Annotated in this window: 24 protein-coding genes; 10 read left to right on the forward strand and 14 right to left on the reverse strand. The window is 72.0% G+C overall.

From position 1 onward, the window contains the following. Positions 1-37: 37 nt before the first annotated feature. The 4 genes from C6376_RS02215 to C6376_RS02230 all read right to left on the reverse strand — a co-directional run bounded on the left by C6376_RS02215 (position 38) and on the right by C6376_RS02230 (position 4,464). Positions 38-1,456: a hypothetical protein gene (locus C6376_RS02215; protein WP_107441851.1), complete on the reverse strand. Its 1,419-nt coding sequence runs from the start codon at positions 1,454-1,456 to the stop codon at positions 38-40. Next, on the reverse strand, positions 1,446-2,093 hold the full coding sequence (locus C6376_RS02220; RefSeq protein WP_107441852.1) for a DUF6114 domain-containing protein: 648 nt from the start codon (positions 2,091-2,093) through the stop codon (positions 1,446-1,448). The genes C6376_RS02215 and C6376_RS02220 overlap by 11 nt, the downstream gene beginning before the upstream one ends. Before the next feature lie 118 nt (positions 2,094-2,211). After that, on the reverse strand, positions 2,212-2,841 hold the full coding sequence (locus C6376_RS02225) for a DUF6230 family protein (protein ID WP_107441853.1): 630 nt from the start codon (positions 2,839-2,841) through the stop codon (positions 2,212-2,214). Positions 2,842-3,486: 645 nt separating this feature from the next. After that, positions 3,487-4,464, reverse strand: a complete 978-nt coding sequence (locus C6376_RS02230; protein WP_107441854.1) for a tetratricopeptide repeat protein — start codon at positions 4,462-4,464, stop codon at positions 3,487-3,489. Positions 4,465-4,696: 232 nt separating this feature from the next. Here C6376_RS02230 and C6376_RS02235 point away from each other — a divergent pair, with 232 nt between their 5' ends. Beyond that, entirely contained in the window at positions 4,697-5,329 is a 633-nt protein-coding gene (locus C6376_RS02235; protein ID WP_107441855.1) for a TetR/AcrR family transcriptional regulator, read from the forward strand. Between the two features lie 230 nt (positions 5,330-5,559). On the opposite strand, the gene C6376_RS02240 is transcribed toward C6376_RS02235, so the two are convergent. The 4 genes from C6376_RS02240 to C6376_RS02255 all read right to left on the reverse strand — a co-directional run bounded on the left by C6376_RS02240 (position 5,560) and on the right by C6376_RS02255 (position 9,680). After that, positions 5,560-7,260, reverse strand: coding sequence for a methylmalonyl-CoA mutase (locus C6376_RS02240; RefSeq protein WP_107441856.1), 1,701 nt, complete (start codon positions 7,258-7,260; stop codon positions 5,560-5,562). 201 nt (positions 7,261-7,461) lie between these two features. After that, on the reverse strand, positions 7,462-7,800 hold the full coding sequence (locus C6376_RS02245) for a DUF3817 domain-containing protein (protein WP_107441857.1): 339 nt from the start codon (positions 7,798-7,800) through the stop codon (positions 7,462-7,464). Positions 7,801-7,902: 102 nt separating this feature from the next. Then, positions 7,903-8,412: a MarR family winged helix-turn-helix transcriptional regulator gene (locus C6376_RS02250; RefSeq protein WP_107441858.1), complete on the reverse strand. Its 510-nt coding sequence runs from the start codon at positions 8,410-8,412 to the stop codon at positions 7,903-7,905. An 11-nt stretch (positions 8,413-8,423) separates the two neighbouring features. Beyond that, the gene (locus tag C6376_RS02255) at positions 8,424-9,680 is read right to left on the reverse strand and encodes an MFS transporter (RefSeq protein ID WP_107441859.1); all 1,257 of its coding nucleotides are present in this window, start codon (positions 9,678-9,680) and stop codon (positions 8,424-8,426) included. A gap of 86 nt (positions 9,681-9,766) precedes the next feature. On the opposite strand from C6376_RS02255, the gene C6376_RS02260 reads away from it, so the two are divergent. Continuing rightward, on the forward strand, positions 9,767-10,762 hold the full coding sequence (locus tag C6376_RS02260) for a DUF5937 family protein (RefSeq protein WP_107441860.1): 996 nt from the start codon (positions 9,767-9,769) through the stop codon (positions 10,760-10,762). Here C6376_RS02260 and C6376_RS02265 read toward each other — a convergent pair. From C6376_RS02265 to C6376_RS02275, 3 genes are all read right to left on the reverse strand, one after another. Continuing rightward, the gene (locus C6376_RS02265) at positions 10,756-11,730 is read right to left on the reverse strand and encodes a matrixin family metalloprotease (RefSeq protein ID WP_107441861.1); all 975 of its coding nucleotides are present in this window, start codon (positions 11,728-11,730) and stop codon (positions 10,756-10,758) included. The two genes, C6376_RS02260 and C6376_RS02265, sit on opposite strands and share 7 nt — an antisense overlap. Positions 11,731-11,864: 134 nt before the next feature. Further along, complete coding sequence (locus C6376_RS02270) at positions 11,865-12,158, reverse strand: MTH1187 family thiamine-binding protein (RefSeq protein ID WP_107441862.1); 294 nt, start codon at positions 12,156-12,158, stop codon at positions 11,865-11,867. Beyond that, on the reverse strand, positions 12,155-12,499 hold the full coding sequence (locus tag C6376_RS02275; RefSeq protein ID WP_107441863.1) for a DUF3817 domain-containing protein: 345 nt from the start codon (positions 12,497-12,499) through the stop codon (positions 12,155-12,157). The genes C6376_RS02270 and C6376_RS02275 overlap by 4 nt, the downstream gene beginning before the upstream one ends. 167 nt (positions 12,500-12,666) lie before the next feature. Here C6376_RS02275 and C6376_RS02280 point away from each other — a divergent pair, with 167 nt between their 5' ends. The 4 genes from C6376_RS02280 to C6376_RS02295 all read left to right on the forward strand — a co-directional run bounded on the left by C6376_RS02280 (position 12,667) and on the right by C6376_RS02295 (position 15,329). After that, positions 12,667-13,299 (forward strand): AIM24 family protein, encoded by a 633-nt coding sequence (locus C6376_RS02280; RefSeq protein ID WP_057584720.1) that lies wholly within the window; start codon positions 12,667-12,669, stop codon positions 13,297-13,299. A gap of 1 nt (position 13,300) precedes the next feature. Beyond that, positions 13,301-13,951 carry an AIM24 family protein gene (locus tag C6376_RS02285; protein WP_107441864.1) on the forward strand — a complete coding sequence of 217 codons (651 nt, stop codon included), beginning with the start codon at positions 13,301-13,303 and terminating at the stop codon, positions 13,949-13,951. Positions 13,952-13,953: 2 nt separating this feature from the next. Beyond that, the gene (locus tag C6376_RS02290) at positions 13,954-14,760 is read left to right on the forward strand and encodes an AIM24 family protein (RefSeq protein ID WP_173985851.1); all 807 of its coding nucleotides are present in this window, start codon (positions 13,954-13,956) and stop codon (positions 14,758-14,760) included. A 92-nt stretch (positions 14,761-14,852) separates the two neighbouring features. After that, positions 14,853-15,329, forward strand: a complete 477-nt coding sequence (locus C6376_RS02295; RefSeq protein WP_107441866.1) for a MarR family winged helix-turn-helix transcriptional regulator — start codon at positions 14,853-14,855, stop codon at positions 15,327-15,329. A gap of 437 nt (positions 15,330-15,766) precedes the next feature. Here C6376_RS02295 and C6376_RS02300 read toward each other — a convergent pair whose 3' ends face one another. From C6376_RS02300 to C6376_RS02310, 3 genes are all read right to left on the reverse strand, one after another. After that, a complete protein-coding gene (locus C6376_RS02300; protein ID WP_107441867.1) occupies positions 15,767-17,083 on the reverse strand; it encodes an MFS transporter in 1,317 nt (438 codons plus the stop codon). 190 nt (positions 17,084-17,273) lie between these two features. Further along, positions 17,274-18,230: a methylmalonyl Co-A mutase-associated GTPase MeaB gene (meaB, locus tag C6376_RS02305; protein WP_107441868.1), complete on the reverse strand. Its 957-nt coding sequence runs from the start codon at positions 18,228-18,230 to the stop codon at positions 17,274-17,276. 58 nt (positions 18,231-18,288) lie between these two features. Beyond that, positions 18,289-19,500, reverse strand: coding sequence for an acetyl-CoA C-acetyltransferase (locus tag C6376_RS02310; protein ID WP_107441869.1), 1,212 nt, complete (start codon positions 19,498-19,500; stop codon positions 18,289-18,291). Between the two features lie 151 nt (positions 19,501-19,651). Here C6376_RS02310 and mce point away from each other — a divergent pair, with 151 nt between their 5' ends. The 4 genes from mce (at position 19,652) to C6376_RS02330 (ending at position 26,405) form a co-directional block, all read left to right on the forward strand. Beyond that, positions 19,652-20,092, forward strand: coding sequence for a methylmalonyl-CoA epimerase (mce, locus tag C6376_RS02315; RefSeq protein ID WP_107441870.1), 441 nt, complete (start codon positions 19,652-19,654; stop codon positions 20,090-20,092). A 231-nt stretch (positions 20,093-20,323) separates the two neighbouring features. Then, a complete protein-coding gene (gene scy, locus C6376_RS02320; RefSeq protein WP_107441871.1) occupies positions 20,324-24,205 on the forward strand; it encodes a polarized growth protein Scy in 3,882 nt (1,293 codons plus the stop codon). A 183-nt stretch (positions 24,206-24,388) separates the two neighbouring features. Then, a complete protein-coding gene (locus C6376_RS02325; RefSeq protein WP_107441872.1) occupies positions 24,389-25,327 on the forward strand; it encodes a cellulose-binding protein in 939 nt (312 codons plus the stop codon). 85 nt (positions 25,328-25,412) lie between these two features. Further along, a complete protein-coding gene (locus C6376_RS02330) occupies positions 25,413-26,405 on the forward strand; it encodes an ATP-binding cassette domain-containing protein (protein ID WP_107441873.1) in 993 nt (330 codons plus the stop codon). Position 26,406 lies beyond the last annotated feature (1 nt).

Raw genomic sequence — 26,406 nt, forward strand, 5'->3', positions numbered from 1 at the left:
CTCCCGGACGGGCTCGTGGGCTCGCGCGGCGCTCGGCTCAGCCGGCGGTCGTGAACTGGTGCAGCCCGGGTACGGTCAGCGTGCCGCCGAACTGGCCGGCCTGCTGGACCTTCGCGTTGGTGAAGTAGATCAGCGGGATGTTCAGCGGCGGCGGGCTCTTCGGGCTGAACGTCACCGGTATCAGGCCGAACAGGTTCCCGGAGATGCTCTCCGTGTACATGATCGTGTCGCCGTCGCGGATGGTGGACGTCGTGCCCTTGCCGGCCTGCACGTGGTACGTCCTGCCGGACTGCTTGTCCTTCACCGTCTGGTGCAGGTCGCCGATGTCGGTGCCGCCGGAGATGACGTACTTCAGCACTTCCTTGACCGTGCCGTTGGCCGTCTTCACCTTCACGACTCCCTGGTAGTCGGCGCCCTTGAGCAGCAGCGAACTCGCGTTCAGGTACCAGGGGTCGTCGGGCAGCGCGACCTTGCCGTTGTCGATCCCGCCCTCGTCGTCGGTGGCGGCGGGGCAGTCCTCGGCGTCCGTCGTGGCGTCCTTGGAGGCGCCCGGCGAGGCCGTGGCGTCGGCGGCGGTGTCCTTGGCGTCCTTCGCCGTCTTCCCGGCCTTGTCGGCGGTGTCCTCGGCGGTGTCCTTCGCCTTGTCGGTGACGTCGTCGGCGGTGTCCTTGGACGTGCCCGAGGAGGTCTTGCCCGAGGAGGTCCTGCCGGACGACGAGTCCTTGCCGGACGAGCCCGAGCCCGAGGCGTCCGAGGAGCCGGAGCCCGACGCCGAGTCACCGGCCGGGGCGGAGGCCGACGGCGAGGGGCTCGCCTCGGTCGTCGTGTCGGGGTCCTTGCCGTCGAACAGGCCCGTGATGGCGTCGCCGATGGTCTCCAGGACGTTCTTGTCCGTCTCGGTGTCCGTCGGGGTCGTCGTGGTGTCGGCGGACGTCGCGGACTTCTCCGGAGCGGAGGACGGCGCCGGGGAGGGCTTCGCCGCGTCGTCGGAACCTGAATCCGACGAAGCCGAGCCGCCCTTGCCGGAGTCGCCCGCCGTGCCCTTCGAGTCGCCCGAGTCGTCCTTGGAGCCGCTCGAGGAGCCGTCCTTGGCGTCGTCCTCGGACTCGCCCTTCGCGTCGTCCTTGGAGTCGTCGGCGGACTCGCTCGCGGAGGCGGACGGCGAGGGCGAGGCCGACGCGGAGGCGTCGGCACCCTCCAGGGCCGCCACGCAGTCCTTGTACTCGTCGATCGTGAGGCTCTTGGACGCCGGCTGGTCCTCGGCGTTGGCGAGGGTCGGCGTGAAGCCCATCCCCATCAGCACCGCCGTCGGCATGGCCGCCAGGGCTATCGCCTTGCCGGCCGGCATGTGGAACCTGGTGAACAGCGGCTTCTTGGGTGCCGCGTGCCGCGGCCCGGTGCTTCTCACGCGGGCAGCGTCCACATCGCTCCCGGTGGAAACCTCGTCAGCCGGCACTGTGCCTCCCGTTCGCCCCGTTCGCCGGGCTCGTTCCTGACAGATCGTGCAGGTCGTGCAGGTCGTTCGGCTCGTCCGGCGCGTCGGCGTCCTTCGTGAAGGACGGCCCGCCGGTCCGGTCCGGGCCCGTGCTGTACGGGTTCACGCCGAGGTCGCCCGTCTTCGCGGGGCCCTCGGGGAACGCTCCCTCGGGGGCGCCTCCGGCGTCCGCGGACGCCTCCGGGCCCGCAGCGGGCGCGGGCGGCGTGCCGGGCGCCCACGACACGGCCATCGCCCCGCCGATCAGCGCGAAGAAGAAGCCGATGAGGAAGCCGCCGAGGTTGGACACCGGGATGGACACCAGGCCGAGCAGGATCGCCGCGACGCCCGCGAAGACCTGTACGTGCTTCTGGAACCACAGACTGATGCCCAGCACGCCCAGCAGGACGCCGATGATCAGCGACCCCGCGCCCGCCGTGGTCGCCATCGCCAGAGTCAGATGGCCCACCTGGAGGTGGGCGTAGGGGAAGTAGGCGATGGGGAAGCCGGCGAGAAGGACGAACAGGCCCGCCCAGAACGGCCTGGTGCCCCGCCAGGCGCGGAACTGCTGCCTCCGGCGGGTGAACTGGCCGGTGGCGTCAGGGGTCTCGGCGCTCATGGAAAACAGCTCCCTGGTGCGGCTTTGCTGTGGTGGTGAGTCGTACGACTGGTGAAGCCCCGGGCTTCAGACTGGACGGGCGGGGGCGCCACCGGCTCCCCCGCCCGTCAGAGAGTGCTTAGTAGCACTCCTTGACGCCCGACGACAGCGACATCTTCAGGCCGCTGAGCTTGAAGGTTCCGGCGGTGGTGGCCCACGCCGTCTGCTTCACGTCGGTCAGGGTGGCCTTCTCGGCGTCCTGACCGAAGCCGAACGGGTTGGCGGCGTCACCGCTCTTGATGCCGGGACCCTTGAGGTCCTTGCCGGCGACGCCGATCCGGATGTTCTCGAACGTCGCGTCGGCGCTGAGGTCCTCGACGTCGATGTAGAGGTTGTCGGCCTCGACCGGCTTGCCGCCGCCGCCCGCCTTCAGCGTCAGGCTCACAGAGCCGAGCAGCGGGATGTTCGGCGTGACCACGGACTGGCACATGTTCGTGATCTCGGCCTTGCTGAAGGACGAGACCGCGACCGCGTGAGCAGTCTTGCTGCCGTCGAGGTTGTACCCCGAGTCGATGGCTCCGTACTGCGCGAAGCCGGTACCGACGAGCTTGTCGGCGGTGACCTTGAACGACTGCCCCGAAACACTGAACGACGCTGCCAGTGCACCCTGCGCGAGGGCGACACCTATACACGCCGTAGCGGCGACGCTGGGCACCATGACCACAGCGAAGCGCTTCCATCTGGTCCCGCCACGCACCTGGGACTCCATATTTCCTCCTTCTCGGACGTACATCTCCTGGCTCCGGCTCGCCTCCGATGAGGGCGAGTCAGCCGGCCAGGGATGGGAGAAGTGCTACGTCCTCGGGAAGGGGAGCGCCTGTTCCGGAGGCGCGAACCGCGCACCGATCACCGGCGATCACCCCCGAGCGACAACCACTGGTCGCGCCTGACACGCATCACGCACAACCTTGCCGGACAGGCTTCGCCTCGGCGAAGACCCCCCTGTCCGAGGGCCGACGTCACTGTCGTCGGCCCTGCTCGGTGGGGACCCAGGAGAACCCGTTCGCCCAACCGGCTGTCGGGGTACGGGATTGGACCGAGCGTGGCCGATCGTGGTGCATTCTCGCCGCCCGCACAAGGGGGTTCGTTACTGGCTAGTAACGGCCGGATAACCGAACAACGACCCGCAGGTCTCGACCGGCAACGCAGGGTGTCTTTCATGCCCAGGACAAAACTGTTGAGCCATGGACAGAAACCGACAGACCGGCGGCATGGTCTTACTCCTAGTAACAGCGACCGCGTTTACCAAGATTTGGTAAAGCGCGGCCGCTGGGGAACCACTTCGACGGAATTTTCACTCCGGCACCACCGGCCCCGACGTTTAGCGACTGGTCAGAACCGGGGTCCGGCGGGGTCAGAACAGCGCGCGCGCCAGCGCCCGCCGCGCCGCCGCCACTCGCGGGTCATCGGGGCCGACCACGTCGAACAGTTCGAGCAACCGCACCCGCGCGGCGTCCCGGTCGTCGCCCGCCGTGCGACGCACCGTGTCGATGAGCCTGCCGAAGGCGTCTTCGACATGACCGCCCACCAGGTCCAGGTCGGCCGCGGCGATCTGGGCCGTCACGTCCTCGGGACGTTCGGCCGCGTCCCTGCGCACCTGCTGCGGATCCATGCCGCCGACCCGCTGAAGCAACTCGGCCTGAGCGAGCCCGAGTTGGGCCTCAGGGTTACCGGGGTCGTCGGCGAGCACGTTCTTGTAGGCCTGCACGGCACCGCCGAAGTCGCCCGCGTCCAGCGCGTGCACGGCGGCTTCGAGGAGCGCGTCGTACGGTCCGACGGGCTCGGCCGGGGTCGTCTGGGCGTCGCCCGGCCCGGCGTCGGGGTCGACGGTGAGGCCGGTCAGCCCGAACCGCTGCTCGGCGACCTGCACCAACTGGTCGAGGGTCTGGCGGATCTGAGCCTCGCCGGCCGCGCCCTGGAAAAGCGGCAGCGCCTGCCCGGCGACGACGGCGAACACGGCCGGAATGCCCTGTACCCCGAACTGCTGCATCAACATCTGGTTGGCGTCGACGTCGATCTTGGCGAGCAGGAAGCGGCCGTCGTACTCGAGGGCGAGTCGCTCCAGGACCGGGCTCAGCTGTTTGCAGGGCTGGCACCACTCGGCCCAGAAGTCGATGACGACGGGCACCTCGGCGGACCGCTGCAGGACCTCCTGCTCGAACCCCGCCTCGTCGACGTCGATCACGAGGTCGGCCGGGGAGACGGCTCCAGCGCCGCCGCCCTGCCGTGCCGCTTCGGCGCGCGTCTGCTCCGCCTTGGCCTTGGCCTCTTGGGCCGCCTTCACCGCGGCGAGGTCGACGACTCCGCTCATGGACATGTTCCGTGGCTGCATGCGTCTATCCTCCCCCGTCCGCGCGCCTGCGTGAAAAGCGATCCGAATACTCCCGAACATCCCGGGCACATGCGCTCGGGTCCCCACCCCGCGCCGTGTCCGGCTCGCGTACGTCCGTCGCGAGCTTTCGCTACGAGTCGTAGCGTAATGGCACCGAGCGCCCTCGCACCAAGCGCCCTCCAGTGATCTGCCTCACGGACGCAGCGGAAAAACCTGCGGTTATGGTCGGAGAATGCAGAGCCGCACGCCCGCCGTCCGCACGGGCCGCCCGCGCAGCGCCGCCGCGGACGCCGCGATCCTGGCCGCGACGCGTGCGGCGCTGGTCGAGCTGGGCTGGTCGAAACTGACCCTGGGCGACGTGGCGACGCGCGCGGGCGTCGCCAAGACGACGCTCTACCGCCGCTGGGCCGGCAAGAACGAACTCGTCGTCGACGCGGTCGCGGAACTGTTCGACGCGCTCGAACTCCCCGACCGCGGCAGTCTCGCCGCCGACATCGAGGGCGTGGTCCTGCAGTTCGCGGCGATCCTGGCGCAACCGGCGGCCAAGAGCGGCCTGATGGCGGTCATCGCGGAGTCCACCCGCGACCTCGCCCTGCGCGAGCGCATCCGCGCCTCCATCGTCGAGCCGCAGAAGGACCTGGTCCTGGAGGGTCGCGCCCGGGCCCACACACGCGGCGAACTCCCCCCGGAGTCCGACCCGGCCGAGGCCGCGCGCACCGTCGACCTCATCTTCGACATGGTGGCGGGGGCGGTGGTGCACCGCACCCTGGTCAGCGCGGAGCCGGCGGACGAGGAGTGGGTGCACGGCTTCACCCGGGTCCTGCTGCTGGGCCTGTCGTCGGCCTCCGAGCAGCCCGGGACGTGACCGGAGTGCGCCCGCGCCGGGCACGGCCGGAGCGCGCTTCCCGCGGCTCCCCCGGACGCAGGAAGCGGCAGGGGAGCCGCGGGAAGGCCGGGAGCCGCGAGAGCGCCCGGACGCCGGCGCCGGGGCGCAAGCCCGGGAACGTCGCGAGCCCGGGAACGTGAGGACGGGGCGGGACCGGACCGTCGGCCGGTCCGGCGCCGCCCCGTGCCGCGCCCCGGTGCCGCGGGCGCTCAGAAGCCGGGCGGCTCCGTGTACACGCCCCATTCGTCCCGCAGAACGTCGCAGATCTCGCCCAGGGTGGCCTCGGCCCGCACGGCGTCCAGCATGGGGCCGATCATGTTGGCCCCGTCACGGGCGGCCGTCAGCATCGCCGCCAGGGCGCTCCGCACGGCCTGCTCGTCCCGGGCCGCCCTGCGCGTCCCCAGGACCCGCACCTGCTCCCGCTCCACCTCGTGGCTGACCCGCAGGATCTCCAGGTCCCCGGTCACCGACCCGGTGTGCGCGTTGACGCCGACGACCCGCTTGTCCCCCTTCTCCAGGGCCTGCTGGTAGCGGAACGCCGACTCCGCGATCTCCCCGGTGAACCAGCCGTCCTCGATGCCCCGCAGGATGCCGGAGGTGATCGGACCGATCGGGTGCCGCCCGTCGGGATGCGCCCGCAGCCCGCGCTCCCTGATCTGCTCGAAGATCTTCTCGGCGTCGGCCTCGATCCGGTCCGTCAACTGCTCGACGAACCACGAACCGCCCAGCGGGTCGGCCACGTTGGCGACGCCGGTCTCCTCCATGAGTACCTGCTGGGTGCGCAGCGCGATCTCGGCCGCCTGCTCGCTCGGCAGCGCGAGGGTCTCGTCGAGGGCGTTGGTGTGCAACGAGTTGGTGCCGCCGAGCACCGCCGCGAGCGCCTCGACGGCCGTGCGCACCACGTTGTTGTACGGCTGCTGGGCGGTCAGCGAGACGCCGGCGGTCTGGGTGTGGAAGCGCAGCCACTGGGCCTTCTCGCTCCTGGCCCCGTAGACGTCCCGCATCCAGCGCGCCCAGATCCTGCGCGCCGCGCGGAACTTGGCGATCTCCTCGAAGAAGTCGACGTGCGCGTCGAAGAAGAAGGACAGCCCGGGCGCGAACACGTCGACGTCCAGCCCGCGGCTGAGACCGAGCTCCACGTACCCGAAGCCGTCCGCCAGCGTGTAGGCGAGCTCCTGGGCGGCCGTCGCGCCGGCCTCGCGGATGTGGTAGCCGGAGACGGACAGCGGCTTGTAGGCGGGGATGCCGGCCGCGCAGTACTCCATCAGGTCGCCGATGAGACGCAGGTGCGGCTCGGGCGGGAAGAGCCACTCCTTCTGGGCGATGTACTCCTTGAAGATGTCCGTCTGGAGCGTGCCGTTGAGGACGCCGGGGTCGACGCCCTGGCGTTCGGCGGCGACCAGGTACATGCAGAAGACGGGCACGGCGGGCCCGCTGATCGTCATGGACGTGGTGACCTCGCCCAGCGGGATGTCCTTGAACAGGACCTCCATGTCGGCGGCCGAGTCGATGGCGACGCCGCAGTGGCCGACCTCGCCCAGCGAGCGCCGGTCGTCGGAGTCGCGGCCCATGAGGGTCGGCATGTCGAAGGCGACGGAGAGGCCGCCCCCGCCGTTGGCCAGGATCATCTTGTAGCGCTCGTTGGTCTGCTCGGCGTTGCCGAACCCGGCGAACTGCCGGATCGTCCACGTGCGCCCGCGGTAGCCCGTCGGGTACAGGCCGCGGGTGAAGGGGTACTCCCCCGGCCAGCCGATCCGCTCGAAGCCGTCGTAGGTGTCACCGGCCCGCGGCCCGTACACCGGCTCCACCGGGTCTCCCGAGAGCGTGGTGAAGTCGGCCTCACGCTTGCGCGAAGCGTCGTACCGGGCCTGCCAGCGACGGCGGCCCTCCTCGATGACGTCAGCGTCCATGCTCCGAATTTACTAGGACGTCCAAGTAAATGTCGACAGCTGCAGGCAGGACGTCCGGTGATCCCGGGTGCTCCGGCCTGCCGCACCCGCCTCGCCGCGCCTGCGCGCACGGCGAAGAGCCGTACGGCGGGAGTGCCCTACGAAGAGGGAGCGCCGTACGGAAGGAGTGCCGCCCCAAGGGAGCGCCGTACGGAAGGAGAGCTACGCCTTGATGATCGCCGCGTCCTCGAACGCGGACGCCGGGACCAGCTCACGGCTGATCCTGCGCTCCACGAAGAAGGCGGCCGTCGGGACGGTCCCGGCCAGCAGCACCCACAGCAGCTTGCCGACCGGCCACTTCGCCTTGGAGCCCAGGTCGAAGGCGAAGACCAGGTAGAGGACGTAGAGCCAGCCGTGCGCGAATCCGACGACGCGGGTGAAGTCCGCTGCCCCGTCGACGTCCAGGATGTACTTGGCGATGACGCCCAGGCACAGCAGGACCAGCAGCACACCGGTGACATAGGCCAGGACGCGGTAGCGGGTCAGCACGCTCTTCTTCATGCCGACGAGCGTAACGACCCGTTCCGGGAGATCTTGCCCCGGGTCGTCGCTCCCGGCGCGTGGCGGTCCGCTCCCGGCCGAAGGCGTCGCGGGGGCGCCGGTTCAGTCCTCTTCGAAGTCGTGCGCGGCGACCCGCAGGGGCCGCAGCATCGCGAAGATCTCCCCGCACTCCTCCGCGTCGTACACCCCGAGCCCGAAGTCCATCGCCATCAGGTCGCGGGTGGCCGCCTCGACGACCTCGCGGCCCTTGCCGGTGATCACGGCGAGCGTGCCACGGCCGTCGTTGGGGTTGGGGCGCTTGTCCACCAGACCCGACCTCACCAGCCGGTCCACGGTGTTCGTCACCGAGGTGGGGTGCACCTGGAGCCGCTCACCGATCTTCGACATGGTCAGCTCGCCCTCCTTGGAGAAGGTGAGCAGCACCAGCGCCTCGTAACGCGCGAACGTCAGGCCGTAGGGCTTGACCACCGCGTCCACCTCGGCGAGCAGGATCTGGTGCGCGCGCATGATCGAGGTGATCGCGGCCATGGACGGCACGTTCCCCCAGCGCTGCTTCCAGAGCTCGTCGGCGCGGGCGATGGGATCGAAGGCGAGACTGAGCGGTTTCGGCACGCTTCCAGACCTTACCGGCCGGTCACATCGTGGTCAGCCCCGTCTCGCGTTTCGGTCGCGCGGACCTCCCGGGCCGTGAGGACGCAGGCCAGCGTCCCCAGCACACCCGCCCCCGTGACGGTCCACGCCACCCCCGCCAGCTCGGCGGCGGCCCCCGCCAGCGCCATGCCGACGCCCTGGCAGGTCATCAGCCCGGCGGTGAGCAGCGTCATGGCCCGCCCGCGCAGCTCCTGCGGCACGTCCCGGACGATCCACTGGTCGAGGCCGAGGGTGTACGCCGACCCGGCCCCGGCGACGACCAGCAGGAGCAGCGAGACGACGAGGCCGGGGTGGAAGGCGTAGCCGAGGTAGGGCAGCAGGGTGACGCAGACCAGCGGGAGGGCGATCCGTTCGCGGGCGGCGGGGCGCAGCCGGGCCCCGGCGTACAGTTCGCCGGCGACCGTGCCGACCGGCAGCGCGCACATCAGCAGGCCGAGGCCCATGGAGCCGGCGCCGAGGTCGTCGGCGTACGGCGCGGACAGCGCCTCGGGGGCTACGGCGAACATCGGCGGCACCCAGAAGAGCAGCAGCAGCGCCCGGGTACGCCGGTCGGCGAGGACCTGCCGGGCGCCCTTGAGGGAGTCGGCGACCAGCGCCCGGCCGGTCCGTGCCCGGGCCGGGCGGCTGCGGGTGCCGAGGCGCAGCAGCGCGGCCGAGGCGAGGAAGGTGGCGACGGTGAGGAGGAGGGCCTGGCGCGGCGAGGCGACCGTGAGCAGCACGCCGCCGAGCCCGAAGCCGACGAGCAGGGCGCTCTGCGCGGTGATGCGCAGCAGGGAGCGGCCGAGGACGAACAGGTCGCCTTCGCCGAGGATGTCGGCGAGGGTCGCCATACGGGTGCCGGCGAAGACCGGCGAGACCACGGCGAGGCAGCAGCGCAGGGCGAGCAGGACGGCGAGGTGCGCGGCCGGCGCCGTCATGAGGAGCACGCAGGCCGCGCACACCAGGTCGCAGCCGACGAGGACGCGCCGGGCCGGGAAGCGGTCGGCGACGCCGGCGAGCAGGGTGCCGCCGACGACGTAGGGCAGGAAGCCGACGGCCCAGGCCAGGGCGCTCAGCAGGGGTGAGCCCGTCAGGTCGTAGACCAGGACGGAGAGCGCGATCTCGGCGACGATGACGCCGAGCATGGACAGCAGGTGGGCGGCGAAGACGGCCCGGAACTCGCGGACGGCGAAGACCCGGAGATATCCGGTGGGCGGGGCCTCGGCGGCGGCCGTCGTGACGTCTGACATGCAGGGCAGCGTGCGCGGACGCGGGCGCGCGTCCTAGAGTTTCGGCCTGGGCCGAATGTTCGCCGGGCGGGTGAGGGGAGGGATGCGTGTCCTCGCGTCTGCACTTCGGGGAGGAGGACTTCCTGCGCTGCCGGTTCGCCGTGTCCCCGCTGTGGGAGACGCAGGAGGCCGCGCGCACGCTCAAGCGGCCCGACCGGCACGGCTACCACACGCCCTGGCTGCGCCGGATCCGCACGGCGGCCGGGGCGCTCGACCTGACCGGCCTGTGGCTGGTCATGCCGCGCCGGGGCCACTCCCCCGACTGGCTGTGCCCGCCGCCGCTGGGCCCCGCGGCCGGGTTCGAGGAGGAGATCGCCGCCGTCCGGGCCGCGGACCCGCGCGCCGCCCGCGAGGACACCGCCCGCTCGCTGGCGGACACCCCCGGCGCACTGGACTCGCCGCAGGGGCGGGCCTGGCTGACGGATCCGGAGCGGATGATCCGGGAGCTGTCCGACGTGCTGGAGGAGATCTGGCGCACGCTGCTCGCGCCGGACTGGCCCCGGCTGCGCGCCCTGTTGGAGGCGGACGTCGTCTTCCACTCGCGCCGGCTGGCCGAGGTGGGCCTGGGCGGGTTGCTGCCGGAGATCAACCGGCGGTGCGGCTGGCGGGCCGGCACGCTGACCGTCGCCTCGAACGGCGAGCACGAACGGCATCTCGGCGGCCAGGGGCTGGTGCTGATGCCGAGCGTGTTCTCGTGGCCGGACGTGGTGAGCGGCTTCGACCCGCCCTGGCAGCCCACGCTGGTCTACCCGGCGCGGGGCATCGCGGGGCTGTGGAGCGACCCCGCCGACCGCGCGCAGCGCCTCCCCGACGCGCTCGTGCGGCTGCTGGGCCGGGGGCGGGCCGCCGTGCTCGGCGCGCTCGACGAACCGGCGAGCACGTCGGCCCTGGCGCACCGCCTCGGTCTGGCCCCGTCGTCGGTCTCCGCGCACCTGGGCGTGTTGCGCGAGGCCGGGCTGCTGGTCTCCCGCCGCTACGGCCACCAGGTGCTCTACGAGCGGACCCCGCTGGGCATCGCGCTGGTGTCGGGCGACGCTCAGTAGAGGCTGCGCAGGCCGAGGACGTCGCCCCTGCCCAGGGTGCGGGCGCTCGTGGAGCAGGCGAACGAGCTCGCGAACATGGTGAGGTTCTCGTGTCCGGCCCCGGCGTGGGCGAGGCCGAAGACGTGCCCGGCCTCGTGCGTGGCGACACTGCGGAGGTCGTAGGCGCGGGTGCAGGCGCCGGACGGGCCGTCGGTGAACGCGTAGTCGTGGGTGTTGAAGCGGACGTCGGCCTCGAGCAGTTCCTCGGGTCCCCCGCCGGGCGCCGGGCGGCTCCAGGAGCAGGCGGTGGCGACGGAGTCGCCGCCGAGGTCGCCCGTGTCCCAGACGCTCAGGCCGTCGGGGCGCATGCAGCGCGTCTCCCGGTCGATGTCGGCCCTGCTGGAGGTGGTCGACAGATAGCGGGCCCGCGCGGCGACCCGGTCGTCGAGACCGCAGTCGTTGCGGCTGGCGGTGATGGTGGCGACGGCCTCCTCGAAGGCCCGGCGGGCCTGGGCGCGGGAGATCCCGCCCGGCAGCCGGCCGTCGCCGAGGAACCACTCGTACGTGCCGTACTCCTTGCGGCCCGCGGTGGCGTAGGCGGGGTCGGCGCAGGGCGCGGGGGCGTCGGCGCGGCTGCCCCGGACGGCCTCGGCGCTGGCCTCGTAGGCGTAGGAGACCGTGCCGTCGGCGGTGACCGTCAGGGTGAAGCCGTGCGCCGACCCGTCCGCGGTGAGGGAGTCGACGCCGACCGTCGTGCCGGGCTCCGGCACCGCCAGGCCCGCGCCGTCGTGGGTGACCACGCGTCCGACCACGGGGCAGTCGCGCACGGAGGAGCCGGCGGGCAGGTCGTCGACGGTGAGCTCGCCCCGGGCGAGCGGGCAGGCGGGCGTTCGGGGCGCCTGGCCCACGCAGACCGCCGCCAGCGTCGCAGCCAGGAGGAGCGCCGTGATCGCCCTGCCGGGACGGCCCGGCCCTCGCCGCCCTGCCACCGCACACTCCCCTTCGACGCCGCGCCGACGCGCGGAACACGATCGACCCGGGAGACATTAGTCATGCGGCGGAGGCCGGAGCCCCGCCGATCCGCGCCCGTGCGGAGGACGGACCGGACGGGCGTCCCGGACGGTCACGGCGCGAGGTGCCGCTCCACGGTCGCCACTTTCGAGGTGAGCCCGTCCGTCACACCGGGGCGGATGTCCGCCTTCAGGACGAGGGAGACGCGCGGGGCGCGCGCCTCGACGGCGGCGACGGCCCGCCGGACGACGTCCATCACCTCGTCCCACTCGCCCTCGACGGAGGTGAACATGGCGTCGGTGCGGTTCGGGAGGCCGGACTCGCGGACCACCCGAACGGCGTCGGCGACGTACTCGCCGACGTCCTCGCCGACGCCCAGGGGGGTGACGGAGAAGGCGACGATCATGCGTTCACCACGCCTTCCCTGCGGGCGCGGGAGGCGATGACCGCGTCCTGCGACTCGCGGCGCAGCCGGCGCTCGGCGAAGAACCCGCCGGTCGGCAGGACCGCGAGGACGAAGTAGAGGGCCGCGGTCTTCGGGGACCACTTCGTGCGGTTCCAGGCGTCGGCCCAGAAGAGCAGGTACAGGACGAAGAATCCGGCATGGACCCAGCCCATCACTCGCACGGCGTCGAAGTCGGTGGTCCGCTTCAGCACCGAGCAGACCAGCAGCAGGAGGAACGACACGGCCTCCGGGGCGGAGACCAGGCGCAGGCGGCGGAGGGCGGAGGCGGTCTTCAGGTCCACGGGTCACCTTCGGGTGGGGTGCGGCGATGGGCAGGAGGTTTGTGAATGCACGCACAAGCGTTCGTCCATTGTGACAAACGGTCCCCCTAAGGGTGCGTTCAGGGTCTTGCTCCACCTCCGGGTGCTGTTCGGCGCACCCGTCCGGCCGATACCTTCGCCCCGTGGCGATGTTTCGACTCCAAGGCAGCAAGGTGCTGGCCGTCGACATGACCGGGGACGCCGTGAAGGCGAAGAACGGCTCGATGGTCGCGTACGACGGGCAGATGGCCTTCAAGAAGCTCAGCGGCGGCGGTGAGGGCATCCGGGGCATGGTGACCCGGCGGCTCACCGGCGAGCAGATGACCGTGATGGAGGTGAGGGGGCAGGGCACCTGCTGGTTCGCCGACCGGGCGAGCGAGATCAACCTCGTGCAGCTCAGGGGCGACAAGCTGTTCGTCGAGTCGAGCAATCTGCTCGCGACCGACGCAGGCCTGCGGACGGGCACCAGCTTCACCGGGGTGCGCGGCGCGACCCAGGGCAACGGGCTGTTCACGACGACCGTCGAGGGCACCGGCCAGGCGGCGATCACGTCGGACGGGCCGGCCGTGGTGCTGCGCGTCAGCCCGCAGTACCCGCTCACCGTCGACCCCGGCGCCTATGTCGCGCACCAGGGAAACGTCCGGCAGTCCTTCCAGTCGGGGGTGACGTTCCGCACCTTCCTGGGCGAAGGCGGCGGCGAGGCCTTCCAGATCCGCTTCGAGGGGGACGGCCTGGTGTACGTCCAGCCGAGCGAGCGCAACACGATCGCGGGGGACGTGTGAGATGACCTTCCGTGAGATCAACTCCAAGATGATCGAGGCGACCGTCGTCCCCGGCGCCCGGCTCTTCAGCCAGCGCGGGGCCATGCTGGCCTACCGCGGCGAGGTGTCCTTCACCCCGAACGTCCAGGGTGGACAGGGCGGGGTGATGTCCATGATCGGGCGGCGGCTCGCCAACGAGGACACGCCGCTGATGACCGTCGAGGGCAGCGGCACGGTCCTCTTCGGGCACGGCGGGCACCATGTCCAGGTCATCCGGCTCAGCGGCGACACGCTGTGCGTCGAGGCGGACCGCCTGCTCGCCTTCGAGGGCACCCTTCAGCAGGGCACGATGTTCCTGGGCTCGCAGGGCGGCGTCATGGGCATGGTCCGCGGGCAGATCAGCGGACAGGGGCTCTTCACCACCACCCTCAAGGGCCACGGGGCCGTCGCCGTGATGGCCCACGGCGGGGTGTTCGAGGTCCCGATCACCCCGCAGCGCCCGGTCCACGTCGACCCGCAGGCCTACGTCGCCCACCACGGCGACGTCCGCAACAAGCTCTCGACGGCGCTCGGCTGGCGGGACATGGTGGGCCGCGGTTCCGGCGAGGGCTTCCAGCTCGAGCTGAGCGGCAGCGGTGCGGTGTTCGTCCAGGCGTCGGAGGAGAAGCTGTGAGCATGTACGGGGCACCGGGCGGCGGCCCGACGGTGCACGACCCCATGACCCTGCCGGTCGACGACAACGTGAACAGCTACACCTTCTGCGTGGAACTCAAGGGGAGCCAGTGGTTCCTGCAGAAGGGGAAGATGATCGCCTACTACGGGTCGATCGACTTCAACGGCGTCGGACACGGCCGGCTGGACCGTCTGGTGCGCACTTCCTTCCATTCGCCTCTGCACGCGAGCGACTGGGTCGTGGCGGAAGGCTCGGGCAAGATGCTCCTCGCCGACCGGGCCTTCGACGTGAACTCCTACGACCTCGAGAACGGCAACCTGACCATTCGCTCGGGCAATCTGCTTGCTTTTCAGCCAAGTCTGTCGCTCAAGCAGTCGATCGTGCCGGGATTTCTCACCCTCATCGGAACCGGAAAGTTCGTGGCCGCGTCCAACGGTCCGGTGGTGTTCATGGAACCCCCGCTCCGGGTGGACCCTCAGGCCCTCGTCGGCTGGGCCGACTGCCCCTCCCCGTGCCATCACTACGACCACGGGTACATGACCGGCGTGATGGGCGGTCTACGTGCACTGACGGGCCTCGGCGGCGCCTCGGGGGAGGAGCACCAGTTCGAGTTCGTCGGCGCCGGGACGGTGCTGCTGCAGTCGACCGAGACCCTCATGGCCGAGCAGGCCACGGGAGCGGTTCCGCACGAGCCCGGAGTGCCCGGCGCGGGCGGCGTCCCAGGTGGGCACGGGGGCCACGGCACGCCGTCCGGCACACCGCGCCTTCCCGGACAGCTGGGGGACCTCCAGCGTCGCTTCGGGCTGTGAGCGGTAGTCTGCGGAGTGTGACATCGAACGCGTGCGCACCGTCACACCACCCGTACTAGTTCGCCTTTCAACATTTTAGGTAGACTTCATTTATGGAGACCGAAACGGCCACGCGCTGGCTGACCCAAGCGGAGCAGTGCGCCTGGCGCACCCATCTGGAGGTCAACAGGCTGTTGACGTACCAGCTCGAGAAGGATCTTCAGCCGTTCGGACTGACCATGAACGACTACGAGATCCTGGTGAACCTCTCCGAGTCGGAGGGCGTCCGGATGCGCATGAGCGACCTCGCCTCCGCCACCCTCCAGTCCAAGAGCCGGCTCTCGCACCAGATCACCCGTATGGAGAACGCCGATCTGGTACGACGGGAGAACTGCGAGTCCGACCGCCGCGGCCTGTACGCGGTCCTGACCGACCACGGCATGGAGACCATGCAGAAGGTCGCGCCGCACCATGTGGACTCCGTGCGGCGACACTTCATCGACCTCCTCTCCCCCGAGGCCCTGGCGGAACTCTCCAAGGCCCTGAAGCCCGTCGCGGAGAACCTCCGCGGGCGGCGGGGACGGTCGTAGCACCCCCTACGCGGTGACGGCCGGCAGGCGGAGCTCGAACAGGGCCCCGCCTGCCGGCGTCTCACCGACCGTGAGCGTGCCCTTGTGCCGCGCCGCCACGTCCCTGGCGATCGGCGACGACTGCCGGCAGCGGCGGGAAGCCGACCGCCACGACCGTCAGGGCGGTGCGCAAGGCGCCGCGTTCGACGGGCTGCGGGGCGCCGGTGTGCACGGTCAACGGACCCTTGCCTGGGTCCTGGACCCGCAGGGCGGCGAACCGGTGGCCGGCCGTCCGGCCGTCGACGTTCGCGGAGCCGTCGTCGAAGCGGGACTCCTGCGGAGCGTGGACACCGCCCGGGGCGGCGAGTGGCTGGTGTACGCGCGTACCGGCAAGGTCACGCAGGACCTCGACGGCCCACCCGCCGGAACCGACCCGCCCGCAGGCGTCTCGGGCGGTCTCAGACGAGGGGCGCGAGTTCGCTCGTGTCCCTCTCCGGCGTGCCCTTCCCGGGCGTGTCGTTCCGCCCCGCGTCCTTCCGCCCAGCGCCCTTCCTCGGCGTGTCCTTCCTCGGCGTGTCCCGCCGCACCGCGCCCGCGACGAGTGCCGACGTGGCGAGCACCGTCGCCGCGGTCAGCGCGAAGCACGCCCCCACCGGCAGCCGCACCGCCAGCGCCCCGGCGACCGCCGTGCCGGCCGTGCAGCCCGCGTTGACGGCCGTGTTGATCCACGCCCCCGCCCGCACCCGGGCCCGCGGGCCGGCGACCTCGTCGGCGATGAGGTAGGCCGTGGTGAGCGCCGGCGACACGAAGAACCCGGCGACCGCGACGGCCGCGGCCAGGACGCCGAGCCCCGGTGCGAGGGCCGCGCCGCACAGCGTCAGGCCGAGGCCCGCCGTGAGCCACGGCAGCCGGGCCGGGGCCGGAGTCCGCCAGGAGACGGCGCCGTTGAGCAGCCCGCCGACCGCGCTGCCGGCCGACAGCGCCGCCAGCACCCAGGCCACGGCCGCCCCGCCGGAGCCGTGTCCGTGCCGTTCCGCGAACGCCACGACCAGCAGGTCGACCACGCCCAGCGCCAGCCCCACGCCGACGACGGCGGTCACGGGCCGTCCGAGGCCGCGCAGCCCACCACCGCCCCGCCGCACGGCGCCGGCGCCCACGGGCGCCGCCCGCAGCGCGGGGGACGACAGGAACCCGGCGGTGCCCACGGCCATCAGGGCCGCGCCGGCCACGATCCCGGCGGCCGGCGGTGCGAAGCCGACCAGGACGCCGACCAGCAGCGGCCCGGTCACGAACAGCAGTTCCTCGGCGACGCCGTCGAGGCTGTAGGCGCGCTGGAGCAGGGCCCGGTCGGGTGCGAGCCGCGTCCAGACGGCCCGCATGGTCGGCCCCAGCGGCGGCACACAGGCCCCGGCGGCCGCGGCGAGGGCGCCGAGCGCCGGTGCGGGGGCGGGGTCCGGCCGGGAGACGGCCGCGGCCAGCAGGCCGAGCAGCACGGTGTGCCCGGCCGTCATCGGCACGAGCGCCCGGCGTGGACCGTGGCGGTCGACGAGGGCCGCCCGCGCGGGCGACAGGAAGACGGCGGTGGCCCCGAACAGCGCCATCACGGCGCCGGCCACCGCGTACGAGCCCGTGGACCGGGTCACGGCGAGCATCACGGACAGCGGGACGACCGCGTAGGACAACCGGCCGGTCAGGGCGGCGGCGAAGGTGCGGCGGGCGTGCGGGAGCCGCAGGACGACGGCATACGAAGGCCGCGGGGAGGGTGAAGCGGACATGAGGAGGTTCCTCGACTCGAGGCAGGGCGGGAAAGGGGACGCCGGATCGCCGCGACCGGTGCGGCCTGCTGCCGCTCACCGATCACGGACCTGGGCGGTCCCTATGCCAAGAGGAGAAACACGAGAACGAACGTACCAGCGCCCGTGCGCGACCCGCACGCCGTTTTCCCCGGCGTGCCCTCGGCCCGGCTCAGCCCTCCGTCAGCCCCGCCACGAGTTCGTCGGCGGCCCGGTAGGGGTCGAGCTCGCCGGTGACGATGCGGTCCGCCAGGCTGCTCAGCCGGCGGTCCCCGTGGAGGTCGCCGATGCGTTCACGCAGGGCCGTGACGGCGATCGTCTCCACCTCGCGGGCGGCACGGGCGCGCCGGCGCTCGGCGAGGACGCCGTGCTCCTCCATCCACGCCCGGTGCTTCTCCAGCGCCTCGACGACCTCGTCGACGCCCTCGGCGCGCGCGGCCACGGTCTTGACGATCGGCGGCCGCCAGTCCCCGGGGCCGCGGGCCTCGCCGAGGCCGAGCATGTGGTTCAGTTCGCGTGCGGTGGCGTCGGCGCCGTCCCGGTCGGCCTTGTTGACGACGTAGACGTCGCCGATCTCCAGGATGCCCGCCTTGGCCGCCTGGATGCCGTCGCCCATTCCCGGGGCCAGCAGGACCACGCTGGTGTCCGCCTGGGAGGCGATCTCGACCTCCGACTGGCCTACGCCGACCGTCTCGACCAGGATCACGTCGCAGCCCGCGGCGTCCAGCACGCGGATCGCCTGCGGGGCCGACCAGGCGAGTCCGCCGAGGTGGCCGCGGGTGGCCATGGAGCGGATGTAGACACCGGGGTCGGAGGCGTGGTCGGACATCCGGACCCGGTCGCCGAGCAGCGCGCCCCCGGAGAACGGGGACGACGGGTCGACGGCCAGTACGCCGACCCGCCTGCCCTGCCTGCGATAGGCGGTGACCAGCGCGGAGGTCGAGGTGGACTTGCCCACGCCCGGCGACCCGGTCAGTCCGACCACGTACGCGTTGCCGGTGAGCGGCGCCAGGGCCGCCATGACCTCCCTGAGCTGCGGGGACGCCCCCTCCACGAGGGAGATCAGCCGGGCCACCGCCCGGGGGCGGCCTTCCCTGGCCTGGGCGACCAGCGAGGAGACGTCCTGCATCACAGCTCCGTTCAGATCCGTTCAGTTGCGTTCAGCGAGTGACATCGCGCGACGCGACTCAGCCCTTGGGCACCCGCACGATCAGCGCGTCGCCCTGCCCGCCGCCGCCGCACAGCGCCGCCGCGCCGACCCCGCCGCCGCGCCGCTTGAGCTCCAGGGCCAGGTGCAGCACCAGCCGGGCGCCGGACATCCCGATCGGGTGGCCCAGGGCGATGGCGCCACCGTTGACGTTCACCTTTTCCGTGGACACGCCGAGGTCCTTCATTGACTGGACCGCGACGGCCGCGAAGGCCTCGTTGATCTCGACGAGGTCGAGGTCGGAGACCTGCAGGCCCTCCTTCTTCAGGGCGTGCGCGATGGCGTTGGACGGCTGGGACTGCAGCGAGTTGTCCGGCCCGGCCACGTTGCCGTGGGCGCCGATCTCCGCGATCCACTCCAGGCCGAGCTCCTGCGCCTTGGCCTTGCTCATCACGACCACGGCCGCCGCGCCGTCGGAGATCTGCGACGACGAGCCCGCGGTGATCGTGCCGTCCTTGGCGAACGCCGGGCGGAGCTTGCCGAGGGACTCCGCGGTCGTGTCGGCGCGGATGCCCTCGTCCTTGCTGAAGACGACGGGCTCGCCCTTGCGCTGGGGGATCTCGACCGGGGTGATCTCTGCCTCGAAGACGCCGTTCTTCTGGGCGGCGGCCGCACGCTGGTGGGACAGGGCGGCGATCTCGTCCTGCTCCGGACGGGCGATGCCGAGGCGGGTGTTGTGCTTCTCGGTGGAGGCGCCCATGGCGATGTTCTCGAAGGCGTCGGTCAGACCGTCGTGCGCCATCGCGTCGAGCATCTCGATCGCACCGTACTTGAAGCCCTCGCGCGACTTCGGCAGCAGGTGCGGGGCGTTGGTCATGGACTCCTGGCCGCCGGCCACCACGACGTCGAACTCACCCGCGCGGATCAGCTGGTCCGCGAGCGCGATCGCGTCCAGGCCCGAGAGGCACACCTTGTTGATCGTGAGCGCCGGGACGTTCATCGGGATGCCGGCCTTGACCGCGGCCTGACGGGCCGGGATCTGCCCCGCCCCGGCCTGCAGCACCTGGCCCATGATCACGTACTGCACCTGGTCGCCGCCGATGCCCGCGCGGTCGAGGGCGGCCTTGATCGCGAAGCCGCCGAGATCGGCTCCGGAGAAGGACTTGAGGGAGCCCAGCAGCCGTCCCATGGGCGTACGCGCGCCCGCGACGATCACCGAGGTCGTGCCGTTGGAACCAGTCGAGTCAGTCATGAGCTGCGATTCCCCTTACCGGCCTGCACAGGCCGAGGAGTGAACGAGGGTTTACTTCGAATGTACTGAGTGGCACTCCGTGCCGTCATCGGGCCGTCAGTGTGATCGCGCGCACGTTGCGTAACCACCTCAGCCGCGCTGCACTAGCAGCATGCTGACGCGAATCGACCACATCGGGATCGCCTGCCACGACCTCGACGCGACCGTCGAGTTCTACCGTTCCACATACGGCTTCGAGGTGTTCCACTCCGAGGTCAACGAGGAGCAGGGCGTGCGCGAGGCCATGCTCAAGATCAACGAGACCTCCGACGGCGGAGCCTCCTACCTGCAGCTTCTGGAGCCGACCCGCCCCGACTCCACCGTCGCCAAGTGGCTCGACAAGAACGGCGAGGGCGTCCACCACATCGCCTTCGGTACGGCGGACGTGGACGGCGAGGCCGCGGACATCCGCTCCAAGGGCGTACGCGTCCTGTACGAAGAGCCCCGACGCGGCTCCATGGGGTCACGAATCACCTTCCTGCACCCGAAGGATTGCCACGGAGTTCTGACAGAACTGGTCACATCGGCCCCTGTTGAGTCACCTGAGCACTGACCCCCGTACATATGGGCCGGTAGGGTTGGGCTCGGTCGCCGCTCACACCGGGGCGACCCGGTCCTGCCGTCAGCGGCGGGACGCAGCCGGGGTCCGGGTTTCGGGGGACGAGCGTCGGGGCAGCAGCCCATGCTCCGTCGTTGATCTGACACCATTCCCCGGGGGCCCCGTCCGGCGGATGGACGGAGCTCGTTCGGGAAGCTTGCGACCAGGGACGGATGGGACCGCGCAGTGCGGGGCTATGAGAGCCAGGAGCGGGAGCCGGCGGCTGACGTCGACCACCTGACTCGGTTCGAAGCCGAGATGAAGCGGCTGAAGACCGAGCGGGAAAAGGCGATCCAGCATGCCGAGGACCTCGGCTACCAGGTCGAGGTGCTGCGCGCCAAGTTGCACGAGGCGCGGCGCACCATCATGTCCCGGCCCGCCTTCGACGGCGGCGACCTCGGATACCAGGCCGAGCAGTTGCTGCGCAACGCGCAGATGCAGGCCGACCAGCTGCGGCAGGACGCCGAGCGGGAGCTGAGCCAGGCCCGGGCGCAGACGCAGCGGATCCTCCAGGAGCACGCCGAGCAGGCGGCCCGCCTCCAGGCGGAGCTGCACCAGGAGGCCGTCACCCGTCGCCAGCAGCTCGACCAGGAGCTGGCCGAGCGCCGGCAGAACGTCGAGTCGCACGTCAACGAGAACGTGGCCTGGGCCGAGCAGCTGCGGGCCCGCACCGAGGCGCAGGCCCGCCGGCTGCTCGACGAGTCGCGGGCCGAGGCCGAGCAGGCCCTGACGGCCGCGCGCGCCGAGGCCGAACGGGTGGCGACCGAGGCCCGGCAGCGGCTCCAGGCCGACGCCGAGTCGGCCCGCGCCGAGGCCGAGCAGCTGCTGCTGCGGGCCCGCACCGACGCCGAGCGGCTGCTGAACGCCGCGTCCACGCAGGCCCAGGAGGCCAGCGACCACGCGGAGCAGCTGCGCACCTCCACCGTCACCGAGTCCGACGCCGCCCGCCGGCAGGCCGGCGAGCTCAGCCGCGCCGCCGAGCAGCGCATGTCCGAGGCCGAGGAGGCGCTGCGCAAGGCGCAGGCCGAGGCCGACAAGGTGCTCGCCGAGGCCAAGGAGGCCGCGTCCAAGACGCTCTCGGGCGCCGAGTCGGCCAACGAGCAGCGCACCCGCACCGCGAAGGAACAGGTCGCCCGGCTGGTCAGCGAGGCCACCAAGGAGGCCGAGACCACCAAGGCGGACGCCGAGCAGCTCGTCGCCGACGCCCGCGCCGAGGCCGAGAAGATCGTCGCGGAGGCCTCCGAGAAGGCCCGCACGCTCACCGCCGAGGAGAGCGCCACCCAGCTGTCGAAGGCGGCGAAGACCGCCGAGGACGTCCTCATCAAGGCCCAGGAGGACGCCCAGCGCACCACCAGGGCCGCCGCCGAGGAGGCCGAGCGGATCCGCCGTGAGGCGGAGACCGAGGCGGACCGGCTGCGCGCCGAGGCGCACGACATCGCCGAGCAGCTCAAGGGCTCGGCGAAGGACGACACCAAGGAGTACCGCGCCAAGACGGTCGAGCTGCAGGAGGAGGCCCGCCGGCTGCGCGGCGAGGCCGAGCAGCTGCGTGCCGACGCCGTCGCCGAGGGCGAGAAGATCCGCGCGGAGGCCCGCAAGGAGGCCGTCCAGCAGATCGAGGAGGCGGCCAGGACCGCCGAGGAGCTGCTGTCCAAGGCGAAGGCCGACGCGGACGAGTTGCGGCAGAAGGCCACCGCGGACAGCGAGAAGGTGCGCACCGAGGCCATCGAGCGCGCCACCGCGCTGCGCCGGCAGGCCGCCGAGACCCTGGAGCGCACCCGCGCGGAGGCCGAGCGCTCCCGCGAGGAGGCGGTGGAGCTCGCCGAGACCATCACCTCCAACGCCGAGCAGGCCGCGCGTGAACTGCGCGAGGAGACCGAGCGCGGCATAGAGGCCCGGCAGGCGGAGGCGGCCGAGGAGCTGACCCGGCTGCAGACGGAGACGGAGGGCCGGCTGGCCTCCGCCGAGCAGGCGCTCACCGACGCCCGCGAGGAGGCCGCGCGCATCCGCCGCGAGGCAGTGGAGGAGACCGAGCGGCTGCGCTCCGAGGCCGCCGAGCGGATCCGCGGCCTTCAGCAGCAGGCCGACGCGGAGGCGGAGCGGCTGCGCAACGAGGCCGCCGCCGACGCGTCCGCCTCGCGCGCCGAGGGCGAGGCCGTGGCCGTCCGGCTGCGTTCCGACGCGGCCGCCGAGGCCGAGCGCCTCAAGACGGAGGCACAGGACACCGCCGACCGGGTGCGCGCGGAGGCGCAGGCCGCGGCCGAGCGACTGGCCGACGAGGCGTCCGAGACGCTGGCCGCCGCCCAGGAGGAGGCCGTCCGGCGCCGACGCGAGGCCGAGGAACTGCTCGGTTCCGCCCGCCAGGAGGCCGGCCAGGAGCGCGAGCGGGCCCGCGAGCAGAGCGAGGAACTGCTGGCCTCGGCGCGCAAGCGCGTGGAGGAGGCGCAGACCGAGGCCGTCCGGCTGGTCGAGGAGGCCGACCGGCGGGCCACCGAGATGGTGTCGGCGGCCGAGCAGCACGCGCAGCAGGTGCGGGATTCCGTGGCCGGGCTGCACGAGCAGGCGCAGGACGAGATCACCGGGCTGCGCTCGGCCGCCGAGCACGCGGCGGACCGCGTCCGGCGCGAGGCCGAGGAGGAGGCGGACCGGGTCCGCACCGACGCATACGCCGAGCGGGAGCGGGCCGCCGAGGACGCGGGCCGGGTCCGGCGGGAGGCGAGCGAGGCGGCGCAGGCGGCGCAGGCGCTGGCCGAGCAGACCGTCGGCGAGGCGATCACGGAGGCGGAGCGGCTGCGCTCGGAGGCGTCCGCGCACGCCCAGCGGGTGCGCACCGAGTCCTCGGACACCATCGCCCAGGCCGAGCAGGACGCGTCGCGCACCCGCGCCGACGCCCGCGACGACGCCAACCGCATCCGCTCGGACGCGGCGACGCAGGCCGACACCCTCATCACCGAGGCCCGCAACGAGGCGGAGCGGCTCCAGACCGAGACCATCGCCGAGGCCGAGCGGCTGCAGTCGGAGACGATCGCGGAGGCCGAGCGGCTGCGCGCCGAGTCGGTCGCCAAGGCGGAGAAGCTGATCTCGGACGCGTCGGGGGACGCGGAGCGGCTGCGGGCCGAGGCCGCCGAGACGGTGGGGTCCGCGCAGCAGCACGCCGAGCGGGTCCGGGCCGAGGCGGAGCGCTTCAAGGCGGAGGCGGCCGCGGAGGCCGACCGTCTGATGAGCGTGGCCCGCGAGGAGGCCGACTCGACGCTGGACGAGGCCCGCAAGGAGGCCAACAAGCGGCGCTCCGAGGCGGCCGAGCAGGTCGACACCCTCATCACGGAGACCGCGGCCGAGGCGGACAAGCTGCTCGCCGAGGCGCAGACGCAGGCGCAGAAGACCACCGCGGACGCGGAGGCGCAGGCCGACTCGATGGTCGGCGCGGCCCGCAGCGAGGCCGACCGGCTGGTCTCCGAGGCGACGGTGAAGGGCAACTCCCGGGTGGAGAAGGCCCGTACGGACGCGGACGGACTGCTCATCGGCGCCCGGCGCGACGCGACGGCCATAAGGGAGCGGGCCGAGGAGCTGCGCGACCGCATCACGAGCGAGATCGAGGCGCTGCACGAGCGGGCCCGCCGTGAGGCCGCCGAGACGATGAAGTCGACCGGCGACCGCTGCGACGCGCTCATCAAGGCGTCCGAGGAGCAGCTCGCGAAGGCGCAGGCGAAGGCGCGGGAGCTGGTGTCGGACGCCAACTCCGAGGCCGGCAAGGTCCGTATCGCCGCCGTGAAGAAGGCGGAGGGGCTCCTCAAGGAGGCCGAGCAGAAGAAGTCGGCGCTGGTGCGGGAGGCCGAGGAGCTCAAGGCCGAGGCGATCCGCGAGGCGCGGCGCACGGTCGAGGAGGGCAAGCGGGAGCTGGAGGTCCTGGTGCGCCGGCGTGAGGACATCAACGCGGAGATCTCCCGGGTCCAGGACGTGCTGGAGGCGCTGGAGTCCTTCGAGGCGCCGGCCGGGAGCAAGGACGGGGGCGTCAAGGCGGGCGCCGCCATCGGAGCTCCCCGATCGGGTGGGAAGCCCTCGGACGGCTAGCGGAATGTGTGGATTGGGTTAAAGTCTGGGGTCTTTGACCGGACCATTGGCAAGGGGTGCGCCGCTCAGCCACCCAAAAGGGGTGTCATTCTCCAGATCAAACACGCATACGCTCGATGACACACCGCTCAGGCCCCTAGGATTCCACCTATCACCTCACCGGTCTCATTCGACAGGAACCCCATGAGCGACACTTCCCCCTACGGCTTCGAGCTTGTGCGGCGTGGGTACGACCGCGCTCAGGTGGACGAACGCATCTCGAAGCTCGTCTCCGACCGTGACAGCGCTCTGGCTCGTATCACTGCTCTGGAAAAGCGCATCGAGGAGCTCCACCTCGAGACGCAGAACGCCCAGGCCCAGGTAAGCGACGCCGAGCCGTCGTACGCCGGTCTCGGCGCGCGTGTCGAGAAGATCCTCCGCCTCGCCGAGGAAGAGGCCAAGGACCTGCGCGAGGAGGCCCGTCGCGCGGCCGAGCAGCACCGGGAGCTCGCCGAGTCGGCCGCCCAGCAGGTGCGCAACGACGCGGAATCGTTCGCCGCGGAGCGCAAGTCCAAGGCGGAGGACGAGGGCGTCCGGATCGTCGAGAAGGCCAAGAGCGACGCGTCGCAGCTGCGTTCCGAGGCGCAGAAGGACGCGCAGTCGAAGCGTGAGGAGGCGGACGCCCTCTTCGAGGAGACCCGCGCGAAGGCCGCGCAGGCCGCCGCCGACTTCGAGACCAACCTGGCCAAGCGCCGCGAGCAGTCGGAGCGCGACCTGGCGTCCCGGCAGCAGAAGGCGGAGAAGCGTCTCGCGGAGATCGAGCACCGCGCGGAGCAGCTGCGTCTGGAGGCGGAGAAGCTGCGCACCGACGCCGAGCGTCGGGCCCGTCAGACCGTCGAGACGGCGCAGCGCCAGGCCGAGGACATCGTGGCCGACGCGAACGCCAAGGCGGACCGGATCCGTTCCGAGTCCGAGCGCGAGCTGGCGGCGCTCACCAACCGTCGCGACAGCATCAACGCCCAGCTGACGAACGTCCGCGAGATGCTCGCCACGCTGACCGGCGCCGCGGTGGCCGCGGCCGGTTCGCCGTCCACGGACGACGAGCCGATCTCGCGCGGGGTCCCGGCACAGCAGTCCCGGTAACGTCCGCAGGTACGGGGAACGGACATCGCCGAAGCCCTCTGCCACTCCGGTGGCAGGGGGCTTTGTCGCGCTTTAGCGTGGCCGCATGATCGAGCTGTCGGGACTGACCAAGCGGTACGGCGACACGGTGGCGGTGAACAATCTCAGCTTCACCGTGCGGCCGGGCATCGTCACGGGCTTCCTCGGTCCCAACGGCGCCGGGAAGTCCACCACCATGCGGATGATGCTCGGTCTCGACCCGCCGACCGCGGGGGACGTCCTCATCGACGGGCAGCACTACGACCGGCTCAGGGACCCCCTCACCTACATCGGCGCCCTGCTGGACGCGAAGGCCATGCACGGCGGGCGCAGCGCCTTCAACCATCTGCTGTGCCTCGCGCAGAGCAACGGCATCGCGCGGAGCCGGGTGCACGAGGTGCTGGACACCGTCGGGCTCACCTCCGTGGCACGGAAGAAGGCCAAGGGGTTCTCGCTGGGCATGGGCCAGCGGCTGGGCATCGCGGGCGCGCTCCTCGGGGACCCCAGGATCCTGATGTTCGACGAGCCGGTCAACGGCCTCGACCCCGAGGGCATCCACTGGATCCGCACGCTGATGAAATCGCTGGCCTCGCAGGGGCGGACGGTGTTCGTCTCCTCCCACCTGATGAGCGAGATGGCGCTCACCGCGGATCATCTCGTCGTGATCGGGCAGGGCCGGCTGCTCGCCGACACCTCCATGGCCGACTTCATCGCGCAGAACTCGCGCAGTTACGTCCGTATCCGCACGCCGCAGCGGGAGCGGCTGCTCGACGTGCTGCACGGCGCCGGGACGGTGGTCGTCGAGACCGGGGGCGGGGCGCTGGAGGTCGACGACGGCAAGCCCGAGCACATCGGTGAGCTGGCCGCGCGGCACCAGATCGTGCTGCACGAGCTGAGCCCCCAGCAGGCCTCCCTGGAGGAGGCGTTCATGCAGCTGACCGCGGAGTCGGTCCAGTACCACGCGCACACGGACGTGCCGATGGACGGGCCTTCGGACGCGTCGGGCACCTCCGCCCCACAGCTCCAACAGCGGTGGGGCGACGACTGGACGAGGAGCTGAC

The sequence above is a fragment of the Streptomyces sp. P3 genome, from assembly GCF_003032475.1.
Taxonomy (GTDB): Bacteria; Actinomycetota; Actinomycetes; order Streptomycetales; family Streptomycetaceae; genus Streptomyces.

Coding starts and splice junctions, on each gene's coding strand:
- C6376_RS02220 (WP_107441852.1), bottom strand. CDS start 2,093: ATGAGCGCCGAGACCCCTGACGCCACCGGCCAGTTCACCCGCCGGAGG.
- C6376_RS02225 (WP_107441853.1), bottom strand. CDS start 2,841: ATGGAGTCCCAGGTGCGTGGCGGGACCAGATGGAAGCGCTTCGCTGTG.
- C6376_RS02230 (WP_107441854.1), bottom strand. CDS start 4,464: ATGCAGCCACGGAACATGTCCATGAGCGGAGTCGTCGACCTCGCCGCG.
- C6376_RS02235 (WP_107441855.1), top strand. CDS start 4,697: ATGCAGAGCCGCACGCCCGCCGTCCGCACGGGCCGCCCGCGCAGCGCC.
- C6376_RS02240 (WP_107441856.1), bottom strand. CDS start 7,260: ATGGACGCTGACGTCATCGAGGAGGGCCGCCGTCGCTGGCAGGCCCGG.
- C6376_RS02245 (WP_107441857.1), bottom strand. CDS start 7,800: ATGAAGAAGAGCGTGCTGACCCGCTACCGCGTCCTGGCCTATGTCACC.
- C6376_RS02255 (WP_107441859.1), bottom strand. CDS start 9,680: ATGTCAGACGTCACGACGGCCGCCGCCGAGGCCCCGCCCACCGGATAT.
- C6376_RS02270 (WP_107441862.1), bottom strand. CDS start 12,158: ATGATCGTCGCCTTCTCCGTCACCCCCCTGGGCGTCGGCGAGGACGTC.
- C6376_RS02280 (WP_057584720.1), top strand. CDS start 12,667: ATGTTTCGACTCCAAGGCAGCAAGGTGCTGGCCGTCGACATGACCGGG.
- C6376_RS02285 (WP_107441864.1), top strand. CDS start 13,301: ATGACCTTCCGTGAGATCAACTCCAAGATGATCGAGGCGACCGTCGTC.
- C6376_RS02290 (WP_173985851.1), top strand. CDS start 13,954: ATGTACGGGGCACCGGGCGGCGGCCCGACGGTGCACGACCCCATGACC.
- C6376_RS02295 (WP_107441866.1), top strand. CDS start 14,853: ATGGAGACCGAAACGGCCACGCGCTGGCTGACCCAAGCGGAGCAGTGC.
- C6376_RS02300 (WP_107441867.1), bottom strand. CDS start 17,083: ATGTCCGCTTCACCCTCCCCGCGGCCTTCGTATGCCGTCGTCCTGCGG.
- meaB (WP_107441868.1), bottom strand. CDS start 18,230: ATGCAGGACGTCTCCTCGCTGGTCGCCCAGGCCAGGGAAGGCCGCCCC.
- C6376_RS02310 (WP_107441869.1), bottom strand. CDS start 19,500: ATGACTGACTCGACTGGTTCCAACGGCACGACCTCGGTGATCGTCGCG.
- mce (WP_107441870.1), top strand. CDS start 19,652: ATGCTGACGCGAATCGACCACATCGGGATCGCCTGCCACGACCTCGAC.
- C6376_RS02325 (WP_107441872.1), top strand. CDS start 24,389: ATGAGCGACACTTCCCCCTACGGCTTCGAGCTTGTGCGGCGTGGGTAC.
- C6376_RS02330 (WP_107441873.1), top strand. CDS start 25,413: ATGATCGAGCTGTCGGGACTGACCAAGCGGTACGGCGACACGGTGGCG.